The following is a 16,971-nucleotide window of genomic DNA, read 5'->3' as shown; positions in this document are numbered from 1 at the left end:
CGGTCCCGTTCCCGTAGGATGGCACAGGAGACCCAGAAGCTGCGGCAGCGGCTTCCTCTGGTATCCGAAGGGGAAGACTGGCTTGCAGGCTGGCTGGAATTGGTCAAGCGGGTGTGGGGCTCCGTCATCCACGGCTACGGCACGTTGATGAGTCGGCATCCCGTCGACAAGCTTTGCAAATTGGAGGCCGATAGGCGCGTCCTCGGCTGGGTTGGCGTGCTCCTGGTGTCCACCGCGCTATTCAGCGTCCTTTACCCAGTGCTCGCCCATGGGCCGCGCATAGTAGACCCCTTTTCGCTGGCGGTATCGCTCGGCAACGTGCTGACGCCATCGCGATACCTCGCGGCGTTTGTACCTTTGCTTGCTCTCGGGCTGGCCTGGGCGCTGGTCCCTTGGTTTGCTGCGAAGCTCGTAAATGGTCGCGCTGCCCACGGTGTCCGACTGCTGGCCGCGACGACGTTCGCCCTCGCGCTCAGCGCCTGGCTGATTGCATTTCTGGTCTCGGGCGCCTTGGTTCCGCTTGCACCAATACGCGGGGTGCTTGGACTAGGCAACTACGACTTCAACAGTGTGCCCACCTCGCCCCGTGAGCTGCCGACCGCCATGTATGCGGGGCTTGTTGCGAGCTTGTTGTCGTACTTGGCTTTAGTCCCCTTGTATCTCGCTCTCGTGGTCGCGGCGATTCGCGCTTCCCGGAGCCTTGCGGGAGCCCTTTTTCGCCGCAGGTGGGCAGGTCTTTTGTCCTCCATCCTCACCGCGCCGGCACTCGTCCTGCTTGCAGTCTCCCTGCCAGCAGCAATTTTGATGAGCGCTGTTCTCGCGCTGAGTACCTCTTCAGGACTCCTGGAACAGGCGCAAGTTGCAGGCACTCCAAGAGGGGAACCCCAGGAGACGGTAGAGGTGGAGCCATTGACCTCATTCTGCAAGTTGGGCCCAATGACCCAAGCCGGTGAGTCAGTGATTGAGTGCCAGCTCCTGGGCTTCACGTCCGGTGCGGGCAGCATTGCCCTGGACTATGGTGAGCAGCTGCTGTACTTCACACCCAGAATCCTTGGCCCCGGCGTGCGCACCACCCGCCGGCTAAGCACAGCCGCCGCTATAGCAACGCCAAGCTTCGGAGAATTCGCAGCTCAAGCAATGAGGCCGCCACAGCCGCTGGAGCAGGAGGGAGAGCCGAGCACCGCTGAGTTGCGCGCCGGGGGACTTGGGCACGTTTCGCAGGTGAGAGGCAGCGTCGTGGAGGACGTAGCACTATTGGAGCTTGGACGCCCTTTTAGCGTTTACGTCCGCCTCGAAGCAGAACGGTTTTGCTCCTTCAAACAGGCTGAGATGCGCGGCAACGTGTGGCTGTACGTCGGCGTAAGCGTCCTTGCGGCCGTCGGCACGCCATCCAGTGTGGCCCGTAGGCGGGCAATAGGCCCCTGGGACCTCAAGAAGGTGGCGGACGAGTGTGAAACAGCCATGTTGCCAGGACGCGGGCCCCCGACGGAGATGCTGGAGATACCGCCACTCTTCCCCAACTGAACGACGCGGCCGTCGCCATCTCCGTGGGTCATTGCACTCTGGCCGGCCGCTTCGCTCCCGCGAACTTCGACAACGGGAACCCGAGACTGTCGTAAGCCCATGCACCGACCTCAATGCGCCGCTTCCAGAACTGCATGCTCACCTTGTCCATTTCCGCCCGCCAGTACTCCTGCGTCTCCGCGCTGGCGGGGTCCTGGGCCGCTATTCCCCTCGTTGTCTCATCGAATAGCGCCTGAGTGGGCTCCAGGAGAAACTTGCGCAGCGCCATCTCGCGCTCCACCAGCACCATGCATATATAGCTGTTCCTGATGAATCCGTCGAACACCTCCTTGCTGCCAGGAACGTTAGCCGTGGCCTTTCGAACGCCGTACAGCTCGCTCGCCGCAAGCTCCAGCCGCGCCGCTGCTGCCACCCGTTCGGCTGCGACGTCAGGCACAGGCCTCAATACCCCGATAATGCCCGCGGCCTGGAGATACTTCAGAGCTCCGTTGATGGCATTCGCGTCCTTGAATCCTGACCGGCGCAGCAGCCGTTCCGCTGCCAGGTCGATTCGGTCGATATAGACCACCCGCCGTCCATCGAGCGAGTACAGCCCTTTTTCCCTGTCCGCTTCAAGAGCCAACGCGAGCAGCGATGCCACCACGATGACGAATGCCGGCCTTACAGTCGTGGTCACCCCGGTCGGGGAGGTAAAGCTGAAGCGCTCCACGCCGTTGTATTGGGCGTGATAGCGCAAATTCGACTCCAAACTCTTCGTGCGCAAATCCTGCAGCATGGGGTTGCCGAGCACCGTGGCCACCCCCATCAAGGCCTGCACCGTCGGCTTCACAGGAAGGACCAACACGTTGTAGAACTTGGCAGCCTTGTCTTCGCCCGGCATGGCATAGACCGAAGCCACGTAGCGTCGGTCATGCTCCCTGTCCTGGTTGAACACCTCGAGCTCGCCAAACACCTCGTTGGGGTCGAAGACCACTCGAGGCTCCGCACTGACGGTGAGGGCCGGGGATGGCTCAGTACCAGGAAGGTAGGCTCCGAATCGTCCACTCTCAACAATGAAGACCTGGCCGGCCGTGTTGTGCTTGTAGGCTATCGGATGGTTGACGGCAACCGTGCGCCAATGCACACCAGGGAGGATATCGTCGCTGATGGCGCTCAGCAGCAAGTGGGCCGGACCGGGGTTTTCCTCTGGCCCGAGACTTCTACGCGCGGCCGCGAGCTCTGCAACCCACTTGTCGATGTCCTTGCGTGAGGCCTGAATGCGCCGTGTGCTGTATATCCCAAGCAACCAGATGTGGAATGGCGCTACCGCGTGGTCTCCGTTGCGCTTTGTGAAACCCTTGAGACGGTCGATGCTCGCCGGAAGGAGGGGTGAGGCCTCGTCGAAGACGTGAAAGCCTGCGTCTCGGAAGTGTCGTCTCATCGCCGTTCGGGACCGCAAATGCCGATGGAGCCCATCCCGGCACTCGGTCAAGGAGGGCTCATCCTGCTTTTCAGTGCTGAAGTCTTCGGGACCCAGGTCCTTCTTGAAATAGCGCCTGTTGCTCGTCGCCACCAACATGATTCCTTCCCGGCCCGGTTCGAACAGCTGCCCGAGTGCGAGCAAAAGCTTAGCCGGGTCAGCGATGTGGTCGAAAAGCCGAATTGCCAGGATGATGTTCGGCATCTCCTTCGTGTCTATGAATCCGAAGGGGTCGTCTTCCTCGAGGTTCCTGACGAGAACCTGCATGAACTTGGAGGGCTGCGCAGCCTTGAGCCGTTCCGATTCCTTATCCACGCCGACGTAGGCGGCGACATTCGGCGCATTCATCAGTTTGTGGCCGATGACTGCATCGCCACACCCGAGGTCCAGCACTCTGTCGTGACGCTTGTTGGAGGGCCAATCCTTGTAGGTCCACATCTTCTCTGGCGTCAACTCAGCGCTTGTCGCCTGGTCGCAAAGCCCCTCCCACCTCTGTAGCGCCGCCTGGATGGAGGTGACATCTCGGCTTCCCGTGGGGTCGTAGCACAACAGACCTTGCACGATTGGGTCGACCAGTTCTCGGCGAAGCTCATCGGTTGCGTCGCCAGCGTCTCGGACCTCCCGGCCCTGGTCGGCACCATCGACATCCTCTGCGTCTTGCGCTGCCATGCCTGTCCTCCGTCGAGGAGGATTCCCCGAAGCGGAGAATTCTGCCCAAAAAACGCGTTCTTGATATGAAGGTTCCACGCCTGGACGTTACCCCCACGCCCGCACGCATGGCAGAATTCCGCCGAATACGACGGTCCGCTGAGCCGAGCACTGCGACGAGGGGCCCCGACCCGATGACAAGGCACTGGGGTTTTCCCGGCCCTCGTCTTTCGGCCCCCTGAAACGCCCTGACGACGGTTTTCGGACCGTGCTGCGCGGTGGCTCAGTAGCCCGGGCGGCGAGTTCAGGGAACGTTTTAGAGTCAACGCAAAGTACCCTAAAGACTTTCCCGTTTCAATCCGGATGATTGGGTCATCTAAAACCCAACCGGAGATTGTCGTGTTCAGCCCCATCGTCCAGGTCATCACCGCCGTCGCGACCGCCTGCCTGAAGGAACCTGCTGTGCGTCGGCTGGCAACCGCCGTCGCCGTGTCGCTCGGCTTATCCCTTGGTGCCTTTTTCAGCGGAACCCACGGCGATACCCACGGAGGCGGCCACGAGCCAGAACCTACCCAGCCGCCGGCGCCCATCCAAAAGCGCGAGCACGAGGAGCGTTTTGCACCTCATCTGCTCGAAGCCGAGTTCAACAAGCCTCGCGCTGCCACCACAGCACACATCATGCAAGGAGCCGAAAGTGAGCACTAAACTGACACTCTGGGGTTTCCTTCTGCTGGGCACGCAAGCCGCTCACAGCGCGGGCGTGTTCGCGGTGGCCCGCGGCCTGTTGGCGGCGCAGAACCTGGCCGACGCGGTATCGGTCTTCACCGACCCGAACGCCCTGGCCGCCATCTACGTCGCGGCCAAGCTTTCGGTGCATTTGTTTGGGGCCCCCGCGAAAGCGTATGTGCTGGCCCGCTACGGAAACGAGCAGCCTAGGTGGGCCCGCACCTTCGGTGCGTGCGTTCGTCGGCTCCTGCCCAAAGCGCAGCTCCGCCTGAGCTCTTGGCTTGGCCTGGTCGATGCAGTGGCGAACGGGGTCATGCTGGCGCCGCTCGCGATGTGGCTGTGGCATGCCTCTCAGCTGGGCCCGACGGCATGCGCTGCCGTGCTGGGCATGCATGAGCTTCTGGGACTCATCGTGGCCTACGAAGTGTTCGAAAGCCTGTGGCACGCGAGCTCGCATGCAGCAAAGGCCCGCGGGCATTCCGACCAGTAGTCCTTGCCAGAGTCGGAGGAAGCCCTGCGATGCAGGGCATTTTGTTTTCGGCCGTCAGCTGCCCAAAATGCCTCCTCGCAAGGTGCAGGCTTGCCATCGTTCTCGCGGCACAAGGCGTCCTTGGGGATGGAATTTCGAGCCGAGTCGGACTACAGCTGCGCGACGGGCGCGTCGCTGACGGCAACGCCATGGGCATTCAACCGCTGGCGGATTTCGTCGGCGAGCGCCCAGTTCTTGGCAGCCCGGGCCTGCTGTCGCTGCGACTGCAGGTCGTCGATGTCCGTGTGGCTCAAGCTCACCGCGGCCGAACGGGGCAGGCGGGCCCAGGCATCGACGTCGATACCGAAGAAGTGCAGACCGGCCGCCAATCGCGCAGGTGTGCCGCCCTTGAGCTCCTGCTTCAGCCAAAAGCTGCCGGCAGGTGCATTCAGGTTGTCCGCCAGAACCTCAATGAGAGCATCCGCTGTCCCAGGCACAACGCCAGCCAAATCCTGGGTGAGCTGCAGCACGTCCGCATGGGTGGACGCCAGAAGCTTGTCATTCCAGTCCAGCGGCTTCTGCCAGTGAGCCTGCACCAGCGCGAAGCTCAGCAGCTGCCCGCCCAGGCCCGGCGCCAACGCCTCCGCGGAGTCGAGGGCCGCCTGCCAAGTGACGAAGTTGCCCTCGCTCTTGCTCATCTTGCGACCATCGGACAGGACCGAGCCGTTGTGCATCCAGATTTCGGCCAGGGGCCGGCCGAACACCGGCTCCGACTGCATCATCTCCGCCTGGTGGTGCGGGAACTTGAGGTCGACGCCGCCTCCGTGGATGGTCACGCTGCCGCCAAAGAGCGCGCGAATCATTGCGGAGCACTCGATGTGCCAGCCCGGGCGGCCCCAGCCCCAGGGCGATTCGAAGCCAGGCTCATCCCGAGAAGTGGTTTTCCACAGCGCAAAGTCCCGCAGGTCCTCCTTGCCGTCAGTACTCACCCGCGTGGCGCCTTGCTCCGAGCGAAGTGCGCCTTCCTTGTGGGGCATCAACAGTGCACCGTCATAGGCGCTCACCCGGTAGAGCACGTCACCCGTGCTCGCCACGTAGGCCAGCCCCAGGCCGATGAGCTGCTTCATGAGCCAGAACATGTCGGCCAGGTACTCGCTCGCCTTCGGCTCCTCCGGAACATCCAGCCCGGTGGCGCGCATCAGCTGGCGGTTCTCCTCGGCGTACTTGTCCGAGAGCTCGTGCCAGGCAACGCCGGCCGTCTTGGCCGTGTTGATGATTTTGTCGTCAATGTCTGTGATGTTGCGCACCAGGCGCACACGGTGACCCTGCGCCGTGAGGACGCGCTTCAGGAGGTCGAAGACGACATAGGTGCGTGCGTGACCGACATGCGCGGACGAGTACGGCGTGATGCCGCAAGCGTAGATTGAAACGTCGGTGGGTTCGACGCGCTTCAGCGCGCCCGAGAGGGAATCTTTGAGATGCATGATGGTTCGTTCGATGGCTGCGGGAATCGGTTGACGTGATTCGCGCACAGACATCGTGCAAGCGCAGCATGGCGGACAACCGCCTTGGAAATGCTTAGCTTGCTTAAAACCGTCATCTTTGAATTCTACCTTTAAAACGTAGCCTATAGCGTATCAGTTTAGCCTGCCGCGTCGCATACACAGCCATGGCACGGCGGCACTGTCTCATGATTTCAGCTTTGGCACAGGCGCTCGAGAACGCGTACTCCGGCATCATCCATGGGCCAATGGCTGCGTAGGTTTCATCCCGAGGGAACACCTTGGCCGCCCTGCCGCGGGACGTCGGCTGGAAAGTCTGGACCACACAACATAGAAGTGGCCCTTTTCAGCTTTTTGAACCTGTCCTTTGAACTCGTCGGCGGCGTTGCACGGCCGTTCGTCCGAGGGCTGAGCCGCCCATCTGCCCTGTCCTGCCCGTCACAGCAAGCGATGGTGCAAACAACTTCACAGGTGCACCAGTTCATTGAGCCGCAAGCAGTCGGCAACACAGCGAAGTCTTGTATGGTGAACCTCTATACAGCCGATAAAAGCAAAGAGGAGCCAAATGGCCGCAGAGAAGAACGTCTCGATTAGTTTCAGAGTGACGCCTGAGTTCAAGTTCCTCCTCGAGCGAGCCGCAGCTCACGAGCAGCGCAGCCAGACGAACCTCCTCGAAAAACTTCTTTTCGACTACTGCCGGACCCACGGCCTGAGCGCCAACCCGCCGGCCGCGCGCGAGCTCGAGAAAGCAGGTGCCCAATGAACGCGCCCGACCTGATGAAGAAGCTGCTCGACTACGTGCTCGAGCAAGCGAAGACCGTCGACCCCACGGCCTTCCAGCTCTCTGGCCAGGGCGGCTTCCAGAAGGCAAAGCCCGACCTCCAAGGCCTGCCCGGTGTTGACTTCGACCTGGCCGGTGACGGCGACCATGTGTGGCTGAAGGTGGCGCGCCTTGAAGCGCACCCGCCGCCGGCGCTGCCGAACGACGAGTGGAAGCCCCTCATCGTCGCGCACCGCGAGCCCACGGGCGCCCGCCCGAGCATCGACGAGGTCGCGTTTGAGCATCGGATGACAGCTGCGACCCAAGCCATGCTCGCCGAGGAGCGGGTCGTCTTTGTCGCCGAAGCACGTACCCGGCTCGAAGAAGCCCTTGGGGCGTACACCCAGCTGTGGACAGCCTGGGCCACCGGCGAGAAGCCCCGCCGCAAGACCATCGCGCTCTACGGCGACCTCTTTGCCATCAAGCATCAGCTGGAGGCCGAGGAGACCGCCAAGCCCCATGAGCTCGTCTGGGGCGTGGGCGTGTCAGCCTGGAAGCTGAATTACACTGAGCGCGGCACGACATCGGTCGTCGATTTCCAGTACCCGCTCATCACTCAGGCTCTCGAGGTCGGGATGGATGACCGCACGCTAGCGCTTGAGCTGCGCCCGCGCGCCGTCGGCCCGCAGTTCTCGTTCGATGCGTTCGCTGCCTGCCAGCTGCTCAGCGCGCCCGAGGTCGAGAAGGCCGCTCGCGCGGCATTGGAGAAGAGCGCAGACCGCCCAGTGAGCCCCTTTGATTCGGGCAGCTACGAGCACCTGCTCAAGCTCATCGCCGGCAACCTGCATGACAAGGGGCGCTACGAGCCTGGAGCAGAGGCCTTCCCGAAGCCTGGCGAGGACCTGGTGGTCACCGACGCATGGGTTCTTTTGTCCCGCCCGAAGTCCGTCAACTACCTGGAAGAGGACATCGAGCGCCTGAAGGCGCGCCTCACGCCCGGCGTCGAGATTCCTCTCGGGCCACTCTCGCTGGTCACGCCACCATCGGACCAACTGGCCACGCACGTGCCGGTCGCGTTCCGCGGGCTCTCCGGTGTTTCAGGCAACTACGGCGGCCGCAACCAGGTGCAGGAGCTCTTCTTCCCCCTGCCCTACAACCACGAGCAGGTCACCATCGTCGAGCAGCTCGAACGCTCGAGTGGTGTCGCCGTGCAAGGCCCGCCCGGGACGGGCAAGACTCACACCATCGCCAACATCGTTTGCCACTACCTGGCCACGGGGCGTAAGGTGCTGGTGACCTCCAAAGGCGAGCAGGCGCTCGAGGTGCTGCAGTCCAAGATTCCGGAGACCGTCCGGCCGCTGACCGTGGCGCTCCTCTCCGGTGACCGCGAAGGCATGCGCCAGTTTCAGGGCTCCATCGAGGCCATCATCCACAACGTCTCGCAGCTCAACCCCGAGGTGGTGAACGAGCAGATTCGCACCGAGCGCAGCGGCATCGACCGCGCGCACGAGGAGCTCGCGACCATCGACCGACGGGTGGACGCGATTGCGATGGCACAGCTCTCGGACATCGAGGTCGACGGGGTGCAGATGCGCGCGCAAAAGATGGCAGAGCTGGTCATCTCGGGCCAGGAGAAGCACGCATGGTTCGATGACGCGCTGTCGCTCGATGCCGCGCATGCGCCGCCCATGGACGCAGCGCTGGCCGCCCAGACCCGTGAAGCCCGTCGCCGGCTTGGCCAAGACTTGGACTACGCCCTCGCCCGCATCCCTTCGAGCAACGCCTTGTTGCCAGCTGCAGAGGTGGCCCAGCTGCACGACGCGCTGGTCAGCTTGCGCGAAATCGAGGCTGCAGAAGCCAATGGAGGCCTGCTGGCGTTGCGCGCCATGACCCCTGAGGTATTGGATGACGCCCGTCGCCTGCTGGCAAAGGTCGAGGAGGCACGGCAACTCGCTTTCGAGCTCGAGGAATCCGGCGAGCTGTGGACCCTGGAGCTGCGCAAGAAGTGTGGCCAGGCGACCTTTGCGAGCGAACGGGCCGCCTTCGAGGCACTCTTTGCCAACATCGAGCAGCTGATTGCAGCGCGCGCCCAGTTCCTGAAGACGCCGGTGGAGGTGCCTGAGCAGGCGCTGGCGCAGCCGAAGGTGCGCGAAGCCGTGCAGCGCGCTGCGGAAACCGGCAAACCCTTTGGTCTCATGAGCTTCGGCGGCAGCGACATCAAGGAGCTCGTGAATGCCATCCGGGTAAGCGGCCTGGCGCCTGCCTCCGTCGACCACTGGAAGCACGTGCACCGCTACCTGGCGCTCCACGAACAAGTTCTTTCGTTCGGCGTGCGGTGGAACGAGGTCGCCGACCTTCTCTCCTTGCCTGAGCTCAAGGGTGGCGTGGTCGGGCTGCGGCGCGTTGAGCTGGTCACGGGCATTGCCAGGAAGGCACACACGCTAGCCATGCAGTTCGACGCGCAGTTGCCGGCTCTTGGAGAACGCGTTTTTGCGAACCCTCCAAAGATGCTGCTGCGTGGCTTGTCCTCCCAGCTCGAAGAGATGCAGCGCCATCTGCGCAGTCATCTGACCCGTCTCGAGTTGGCCAAGGCAGCCACGACCCTGGTGACGCTGCAGGAGAAGCTTGCGGGAACGACCGGTCCGGTCTCCGACGCCCTGCGCGCCTTCGTTGCGAATGAGCTAGGCAACACAGCCATCCCTGTTGAACGGGCCACGGCACGATACGCGGAGCTCGTGAGTGACGTGCGCCGAGTGGAAGGCCTCGGCCATGACCTGGCGCTGGTGAACGACGTGGCGGACAGGTTGGAGCGCGCCGGCGCCGCCAAGCTTGCTGTGCGAATCAGAACTTCGGTGGTCGACGCGTCTGGAGATGACCCTGTCCTGCCAGTCAGCTGGCGCGAGGCCTGGACGTGGTCGCGTGTCCGCGCCCATCTGGATGCCATCGAATCGCGCGAAGAGCTGCGCACACTCGCGGCGCGCCGGCGAGACCTGGAGGCAGGCCTCGCCCGGCTCTACGAGAGCGTCGTGTCCAAATCCGCCTGGCTCTCAACCAAGCTCGGAGCTTCGCCAAGAGTGCTGGCGGCACTGGAGACCTACCGGACAGCGGTCCGCCGTATCGGCATGGGCACCGGCCCGAATGCGACGCGGCACCGTCGCGACGCGCAGAAAGCGATGCTGGACGCGCAGGGCGCCATCCCCTGCTGGGTGATGAGCCACGCCAAGGTGTCCGAGAGCCTCCCGGCGCAGCTTGGCGCCTTCGACCTCGTCATCGTCGACGAGGCAAGCCAGTCGGACCTGTGGGCGCTGCCCGCGGTGCTGCGCGGCAAGAAGATTCTGGTGGTCGGAGACGATAAGCAGGTCTCGCCCGACGGCAGCTTCGTCTCGGCCGTTCGAATTCAGGAACTGCGTGACCGGTTCCTGAGCGAGCAGCCGTACGCGACCGTGCTGACGCCGGAGAAGTCGCTCTACGACATCGCCTCAACCGTCTTCGCGGCCCAGAAGGTGATGCTGCGGGAACACTTCCGCTGCGTGCCGGCCATCATTGCCTACAGCGACAGGTTCTACGACGGCATCCAGCCCCTGCGCATTCCGAAGGCCTCTGAGCGCATCGACCCTCCGCTTGTGGACATCTTCGTGCCCGGCGGCATGCGCGGCGTGAAGGACGAGAACAGCCTGGAAGCGCAGTGCATCCTGGCGGAAATCGAGGCCATCGTCGCCAACCCACAGCTTGCCGGCCGGACCATCGGGGTCGTGTCACTCCTGGGCCCCGAACAGGCCAAGAGAATTGATACTTTGGTGCGTCAGCGCCTAGATGCCAAGGAACTCATCCGCCGGCGGTTCGACGTGGGCGACGCCCGCCTTTTCCAGGGCAGCGAACGCGACATCATGTTCCTCTCGATGGTCGCTGACCCGCAGCGCTCGAAGGCGCTCTCCGGCAACAGTTCCGAGCAGCGGTTCAACGTAGCGGCAAGCCGTGCACGAGACCGGATGTACCTGGTGCGCTCGGTTCAGATGTCAGACCTGTCGCACCTGGACCTGCGCCGTGGGCTCCTGGAGCACTTCAGCCGGCCGATGGAGGAGTTCAAGGACGACCAGGCCAAGTCGCTCATCGAGCTGTGCGAATCTGGCTTCGAGAAACAGGTCTACACCGAGCTCTACAGCCGCGGCTATCGCGTGGTGCCGCAGGTGAAGGCAGGCTCCTTCCGCATCGACATGGTGGTCGAAGGCGCTGACGATGCTCGCCTGGCCATCGAATGTGACGGGGACGAGTTCCACGGGCCCGACCGTTGGCAGGCCGACATGGGCCGCCAGCGCGTGCTCGAGCGAGCCGGCTGGACGTTCTGGCGCTGCTTCGCTTCGACCTGGTCGCTGCGGAGAGACGAGGTCGTCGAGGAGCTGCTTGCTCGCCTGAAGGCGATGGGCATCGAGCCTCTGGGCGCTCTGGAGCGTGCGCCTTCGCTGGTCGAGTATCGGGAGTGGCGCTTGCCTGAGCTCGAGGAGGCTTCGGAATCGGACCCGGCAGCCCAAGCGGTTGAGGATGCGATTGCCGCCGCGACATCAGAGGCGGAATCCCTCGGGTCCGGAAAGCAAGTCGAGCAATCCACATCGGAAATCTAACCTGTCAGGATTTGCCGGATACTGCCCGTCTTTTTTGGTGCGAGCTAGGAGTTCGCGCCGTCAACTCACAAGAAGAACCCGATGTCCTCCCGCGCCAAGACAATTCAGATATTCCTCCCTTCTGGAGACCCCCAAGGAATTCGCCAAGCGGAAATCACCACGCGCATCGTGAGAGTCATCGACGTGCCGCGCGCTCTTTTGAAGGAGTTCCTGGCGATGCCCGAGGCCGCCGGTGGCGCGGTGTACTTCCTATTCGGAGACGCGGAGGAGGCCGCAAAGCCCCTCGTCTACATCGGCCAGACAACCGACCTCAAGAAACGCTTGGTCGAGCACCAGAAGAAGAAGGATTTCTGGCAGCGCGTCGTGGTCCTGCTCAGTCGTGCGGAGAGCCTGACGACGACGCATTCGCTCTATCTGGAGCGACTTTGCATTCAAAAAGCCAAGGAGGCGGGCCGTTGCGTCATTGAGAACGACACCAACGGCAACAAGCTGAATACCTCAAAGCCGCTCGAGTCTGAGTGCGACGAGCTGTTCGATACGGGGGAGACCCTCATGAGCACCCTCGGCTTTTTCCTGTTTGAGAAGCCGGGGGCTGTTGAGAGCAAAACCAACCTCGAGCTCTACTATTGCAATGCAGCAGGCACTGACGCTCGCGGCCATTACACAGCTGAAGGGCTGGTTGTTTTGAAGGGCTCAAAGGCCCGTCTGAGCGTCACCGACAGTTTCAAAGACAAGAGCTTTCACGTGAAGCGCCAAAAGTTGGAAGCAGCTGGAGTGCTCAAGCAGGAGGGCGAGCATTTGATTTTCACGCAGACCTATCCGTTTCCGACGCCGAGCGCTGCCGCTGCAATCGTGGTTGGCAACAACATGAACGGCTGGAAGACTTGGAAGAACAAAGCGGGGAAGGACCTCGACAGCGTCGTCCGCCAAGTGACCTAGCGCACCCGCGGGGCCGGTGGCGGCCGCTCAATGCCCGGTGTCGAGGGTAGACGACGCGGCGTTCATTGAAGCGCTGAGGCTGCAGCCTCCCTCGTCCGAGCAGCCATATGGCGATTGAACGAAAAACTTCTTTCCGCCCGACTGTTGACGAGCTCTGGCGCTCGGGTGCGACCTCCTTCGACGGCGGCGGTGTCAGGCAGCCACTCAGGGGCCGTTAGCAGACACCAACGCGGCCAAGTTACGCTTCTGTTCTGCCAGGATGCCGGCAACGGTCGTCCGCGGCCCGACGGGCTCGGTGATGGTTACGACAACGCCCATCCCATTCACGACGGTCATCGATTGCGTCTGTACGAGGAGCGCCGGATTCGTACGCCCGCGGGCCTTGACGGTCGCGAGTCCGTAAATCCCGTTGCGGTCGACGTCGGCTATCCCGAGCTCCTTGCGCTCGGTGACATTGGGGTGCCCCGACATTCGCATCCACGCTTCGACCTGACTGCGAACACGCTCGCGCTCAGGAGCCTTGCCCGCTTGCCCCACGGCCAGGTCCCTGACTGTGTTCTTCATCGGAGCTGGTTTTCCGTCCTTCTGCATGAGAGCAACCATGCCGAAGGACACGTCACCGTCATAGCCCGGGTCCTTCCGCAAGGTTGGCAGGCTTGGGCAATCGACGACCGCAAACAGCAGCCGCAGCTCCGGGCCGAGTGTCGGAGCGATTCCCTTACGAAGCACCGCGTCGGGCCCGTGCTCCTCGAGCTTACAGAAGCCAGGTGGGATGGGAACCTCGAGCCGGACCCCGTCAAAAGAGTAGTTCTCTGCACCCGCGCCCCCTGCAAACAAGGCGAGCGCCAAGCCGCGGACCATCGCCTGCTCCCAAGCCTTGACCTTCGTCTTCATCTTCACCATCGTCGACCCCTCTTGTTGGCAGCGGAGCCTAGCAGCTTCGAAGCCCGGCACCTCGCCAGCGGCACGTTTTCGAGGCGCGCGACCACGCGGCCAGAAAAAAAGCAGCCCCCGGAGGAGCTGCGAACAGACTGTGTCAATGAGCGACTGGGAACTCGTGAAACCCGACGTGCGGACGCCTGGACGCTGCTGCCTCGAGAGCGGGTTTCAGGTACAGCAGCCCCTCCTCTTCGTACTGCGTGTTGGCCAGCGCTTTGCCTTCGGCTTCCGCGAAGTCGAAGAGCGCGTCGACGAGGAGTTTGGCAACGCCCTGGTTGCGTCGGTCCTCACGAACACTAACGAAGGTGATGGTCATCGCGCCGGGAATGCGCGTCGACTCCTCCTTCAGTGCGGCCAGGCCGATGACTTGCTCTCCGTCCATCGCAGCGATGAACGAGCGATGCCGGGCGGTGTACGGGTCGAAGTAGACCAGGCTGGTCTCCATCTCCTTGAGCTGTCCGGCGAAGACTTGGTGCTTCTGCTCGCTTGTGCGAAGAACGCGTGTTTGAATCATGTTGAGCTTCCTTGAGAGTGGCCTTCCAGGTGTAGAGACGAGCTGGGCTAGGGGCTCGCCAAGTCCGGGCGTCATGGCCTCCGAAGCACCACCTGCATTCCGCTGGGCATATACGCCCAGAAAACCAGAATGCCAAGTGGAATTGGTTTTTTTATCTCAATCCCGACGGTATATTGGCCAGCGACACCCAACCGACGAAGGTCGGGTGCACGGACTACTGCTGGTGAGGCAGCGCTTTCGCCTTCGACAAGACGCATGCGTCTTATTTCTTGCGCTTTGTCTCTGTACCGATGACGAATGGCGAGGTAGAACCGTTCTTCAGGATACGAATCGCTGCGGGCCGACAAGGCGGCCGTTCCCTGCGTGTACCCGCGGCAAAACCTCGGGCCCATTGGAGCTTCTGGCATGGCCACGTTCAAACGGATTCTCGGACTTTGGGTGACCCCCGACTTCTCTCAGGTAGAGAAGGGGCTAAGACCTCCGCCCTACGTGAACTACAACCAGGTCGACTTCGTCGGCTTGGCGCATTTCTTCGAGGAGTTCAACAACTGTGGTGAGCGGGTCAAGGTTCGCTTCGCCAACGACGCTGTCGACCAGGTAACGTTGCACTTCAGGGCCCTGGGCGGCAAGCCCGAGTCCATGGAGTGCAAGGACTTTGCAGAAGCGCTCCTCGCGGTGGCCAAGGGCGCCAAAAGCCCGGTCGATGTCCGCGCTTCGTGGGTGCAGTTGCATAAGCTTCAGGACCGTACGCACGCGCCCCCGCCAATGCTACTCATGTTCGTCGTAGAAGGGGGCTTCGAGGCGGTGATGCTGTGGAGTCAGCAGTTGGGCATGCGGCTCAACATCAAGGCTGCCAGCCCGATGATGCTCATCATGGGCAACGCCCAGGAGAGCGACTACCGAGGGCGACTTTCCCCTGACCTGATGAAACGGCTGGAAGCAGACTTCGGCATTCCCTTCAAACGACCCGCCCTTCTGTCCGCGCTGGCATCCACGGCGCCACCTGCTTGGGCACAGCAACCGGATTAACGGCAACTGCGGAAACCGCCGTCGCCACCTGAACGGCTCCGCTCGGCCACGCGAGTGCTTTCGCGGCTGCGAACTCTTGCTCTGACGGAGTCGGCCGCGCTCAACGGGATTTCGCCGTAAGGTGGGGCAAAAACACGTCCAAGAACTCGCTGCAGGCAACCTGCGGGTTGTACGTCGCACCAACCGGCAGGTAGTCCGCCATATCATTGAGAAACTTCTTTGAACCCATTCGCCGCAGCAATTCAGACTTGACGTCATCCGCGGTGAATGTGCTTCCCTCCTGGGCCATGTAGTAGCGGAACGCTTCCGCTACGCGGGCTGGCTGCACTCGGGCGACGGCGCCTTGCGCCTGCGATGCGGTCCAGGCCCACCAAAGGTCGTAAAGGTCGCGGCCGTGCTCGCGTTGCAGTAATGCGCGCAGCTTCGTCCCCAGCATCTCGTCGAGGTCGTACGAGGGGACGAGTACCGAACCGACGCCGCCTCCTGCCAACGGCATCTCGATAGGCACGGTGGTCAGCGGGTACAGGCTCGTCTGCTCGTTCAGATTCACCTCGATTTTTAGCTTGGCCTGGGCGGCCAACAGGCTTGTTGGCCCATAGACGTAGGTGACCCGTGCAATTTCCGACTTGGAGAGGAAGTTCCGAACTGCCAGCGTTACCGTTGTGCGAACAACCTCCGAGGGCTCGCCCAGCAGCGGCTTGAGCGCCGTGGCAATGTCCGCAGAGATGCCACTCCTTGACCGTTTCGCCGTGAGCACAAGGTCGATGTCCTCCGAATATCGACTCGCCGGAGCCAGGTGTCCTTTGTGAAGAACGGTGCCGCCGCGCATGGCGAGTTGCTTTCGCAGCTTCTCGTCCGCGAAGATTGCGCCTACGGCTTGGCTGAGCAGGTAGTCCTGCTCCACCATCAAGTCGTCGCTCCATGGTGCCTTGGAGCGCCAAGGCACAATTTCCTTCAGGGGTATCAAGCGAGCTCCGAAATACTGTTTCTTTGATGCAGGGTGTGCTCCACGCCCCACGTTGAATCGTGCAACACGCCCGACGGCGCAACCTTGGCTGGTTCCAGGGGCTGCGACGCCCGGTGCCGTCCAGTCAACCAGCTCTTGAGGACATGGCTTTGCTCCCCTAACTTGAGCGTATCGAGGACGAAGCCAAGGCGCTGAACTGCCGGCACCTGGTCGAGCGCGTCCAGGGTTTGCAAGAGCGCATCGGATTTCAATGACGGCGCGAGGTCCTTGGCGATTCGAGCGACCGACTCGATGCCACCAACCTGGGACTGATGTCGAACCAGGTCCAGGAGCGTCGCTTCGCGGGTACTGACCCGTAGACGCGCCACCGGCGTGGTGACGTAGTCGACCGGTGTCTTGTCTATGGACTTCTTCACGGTGAAGTCCAGGCGCAGGCGGCCTATGGTTTGGGCGCGCCGCGGCCGGCTAACCATCACTTGGGTGGCTTGCAGCGCATAGTGCGCGGAGCCCCAATGCCTGGCGGCCGACAGCAACGCAAGGTAGTAGTGTGGCTCGACATCCTTCAAATAGTCGTCCAGCCACCACTCGACCGGAGGCGCCCCAAAATGGCTGTGCTCGGGCGGAACGATGAGCCATGTCGAAGGACGCTTCGTAGCCAGGGTGACGAGGCCTTGTTGAGCGACACGCCGAAGCGCCGATTTCATCGCATCGCCACCTGGCTCCCGGCCCGTGAGCTTGGCCAACTCGTCGGCACGCACGAGGTAACGAGCCTGGGCCTGGATTTTGCGCAGGGCAGGCTCGAGACCTGCACGGCGAGTGTCTGGCTGAGACAGGGGCGAGATGGGTCTCATGATTTTATGCGAATAGTACCGTACT

Annotated in this window: 13 protein-coding genes; 7 read left to right on the top strand and 6 right to left on the bottom strand. The window is 62.6% G+C overall.

The features are described from left to right. The first annotated feature begins 18 nt into the window (after positions 1 to 18). Positions 19 to 1,524, top strand: coding sequence for a hypothetical protein (locus tag E5P2_RS29105; protein ID WP_068674499.1), 1,506 nt, complete (start codon positions 19 to 21; stop codon positions 1,522 to 1,524). 28 nt (positions 1,525 to 1,552) lie between these two features. On the opposite strand, the gene E5P2_RS29100 is transcribed toward E5P2_RS29105, so the two are convergent. Next, positions 1,553 to 3,652, bottom strand: coding sequence for a class I SAM-dependent methyltransferase (locus E5P2_RS29100; RefSeq protein ID WP_068674501.1), 2,100 nt, complete (start codon positions 3,650 to 3,652; stop codon positions 1,553 to 1,555). 378 nt (positions 3,653 to 4,030) lie between these two features. Here E5P2_RS29100 and E5P2_RS29095 point away from each other — a divergent pair, with 378 nt between their 5' ends. Then, entirely contained in the window at positions 4,031 to 4,336 is a 306-nt protein-coding gene (locus E5P2_RS29095) for a hypothetical protein (RefSeq protein ID WP_068674503.1), read from the top strand. Continuing rightward, on the top strand, positions 4,326 to 4,847 hold the full coding sequence (locus tag E5P2_RS29090) for a hypothetical protein (RefSeq protein ID WP_068674505.1): 522 nt from the start codon (positions 4,326 to 4,328) through the stop codon (positions 4,845 to 4,847). The genes E5P2_RS29095 and E5P2_RS29090 overlap by 11 nt, the downstream gene beginning before the upstream one ends. Before the next feature lie 149 nt (positions 4,848 to 4,996). On the opposite strand, the gene E5P2_RS29085 is transcribed toward E5P2_RS29090, so the two are convergent. Next, positions 4,997 to 6,310, bottom strand: coding sequence for a CysS/YqeB C-terminal domain-containing protein (locus E5P2_RS29085; protein ID WP_162487205.1), 1,314 nt, complete (start codon positions 6,308 to 6,310; stop codon positions 4,997 to 4,999). A 583-nt stretch (positions 6,311 to 6,893) separates the two neighbouring features. Between E5P2_RS29085 and E5P2_RS29080 the strand changes: the two genes are divergently transcribed. The 3 genes from E5P2_RS29080 to E5P2_RS29070 all read left to right on the top strand — a co-directional run bounded on the left by E5P2_RS29080 (position 6,894) and on the right by E5P2_RS29070 (position 12,646). Beyond that, positions 6,894 to 7,091: a hypothetical protein gene (locus E5P2_RS29080; protein WP_068674507.1), complete on the top strand. Its 198-nt coding sequence runs from the start codon at positions 6,894 to 6,896 to the stop codon at positions 7,089 to 7,091. Further along, the gene (locus tag E5P2_RS29075; RefSeq protein ID WP_068674509.1) at positions 7,088 to 11,707 is read left to right on the top strand and encodes an AAA domain-containing protein; all 4,620 of its coding nucleotides are present in this window, start codon (positions 7,088 to 7,090) and stop codon (positions 11,705 to 11,707) included. Before E5P2_RS29080 ends, E5P2_RS29075 begins: the two co-directional genes overlap by 4 nt. Before the next feature lie 81 nt (positions 11,708 to 11,788). Further along, a complete protein-coding gene (locus E5P2_RS29070) occupies positions 11,789 to 12,646 on the top strand; it encodes a GIY-YIG nuclease family protein (protein WP_162570787.1) in 858 nt (285 codons plus the stop codon). A 204-nt stretch (positions 12,647 to 12,850) separates the two neighbouring features. Here the strand turns inward: E5P2_RS29070 and E5P2_RS29065 are convergent, their stop codons facing one another. Both E5P2_RS29065 and E5P2_RS29060 read right to left on the bottom strand, forming a co-directional pair. Further along, positions 12,851 to 13,549 carry a hypothetical protein gene (locus E5P2_RS29065; RefSeq protein ID WP_068674513.1) on the bottom strand — a complete coding sequence of 233 codons (699 nt, stop codon included), beginning with the start codon at positions 13,547 to 13,549 and terminating at the stop codon, positions 12,851 to 12,853. Positions 13,550 to 13,682: 133 nt separating this feature from the next. After that, positions 13,683 to 14,099, bottom strand: a complete 417-nt coding sequence (locus E5P2_RS29060) for a GNAT family N-acetyltransferase (protein ID WP_068674515.1) — start codon at positions 14,097 to 14,099, stop codon at positions 13,683 to 13,685. Positions 14,100 to 14,504: 405 nt separating this feature from the next. Between E5P2_RS29060 and E5P2_RS29055 the strand changes: the two genes are divergently transcribed. Next, entirely contained in the window at positions 14,505 to 15,128 is a 624-nt protein-coding gene (locus E5P2_RS29055) for a hypothetical protein (protein WP_068674517.1), read from the top strand. A gap of 100 nt (positions 15,129 to 15,228) precedes the next feature. On the opposite strand, the gene E5P2_RS29050 is transcribed toward E5P2_RS29055, so the two are convergent. Beyond that, positions 15,229 to 16,035 carry a nucleotidyl transferase AbiEii/AbiGii toxin family protein gene (locus E5P2_RS29050; protein ID WP_162571146.1) on the bottom strand — a complete coding sequence of 269 codons (807 nt, stop codon included), beginning with the start codon at positions 16,033 to 16,035 and terminating at the stop codon, positions 15,229 to 15,231. A 56-nt stretch (positions 16,036 to 16,091) separates the two neighbouring features. Beyond that, positions 16,092 to 16,946, bottom strand: a complete 855-nt coding sequence (locus E5P2_RS29045) for a type IV toxin-antitoxin system AbiEi family antitoxin domain-containing protein (protein WP_068677399.1) — start codon at positions 16,944 to 16,946, stop codon at positions 16,092 to 16,094. Between the last annotated feature and the right edge of the window lie 25 nt (positions 16,947 to 16,971).

The organism is Variovorax sp. SRS16, from assembly GCF_901827165.1.
GTDB lineage: Bacteria > Pseudomonadota > Gammaproteobacteria > Burkholderiales > Burkholderiaceae_C > Variovorax.
Note: the sequence above shows the minus strand (reverse complement) of the source record. Positions and strands in the feature narration are given on the sequence as shown.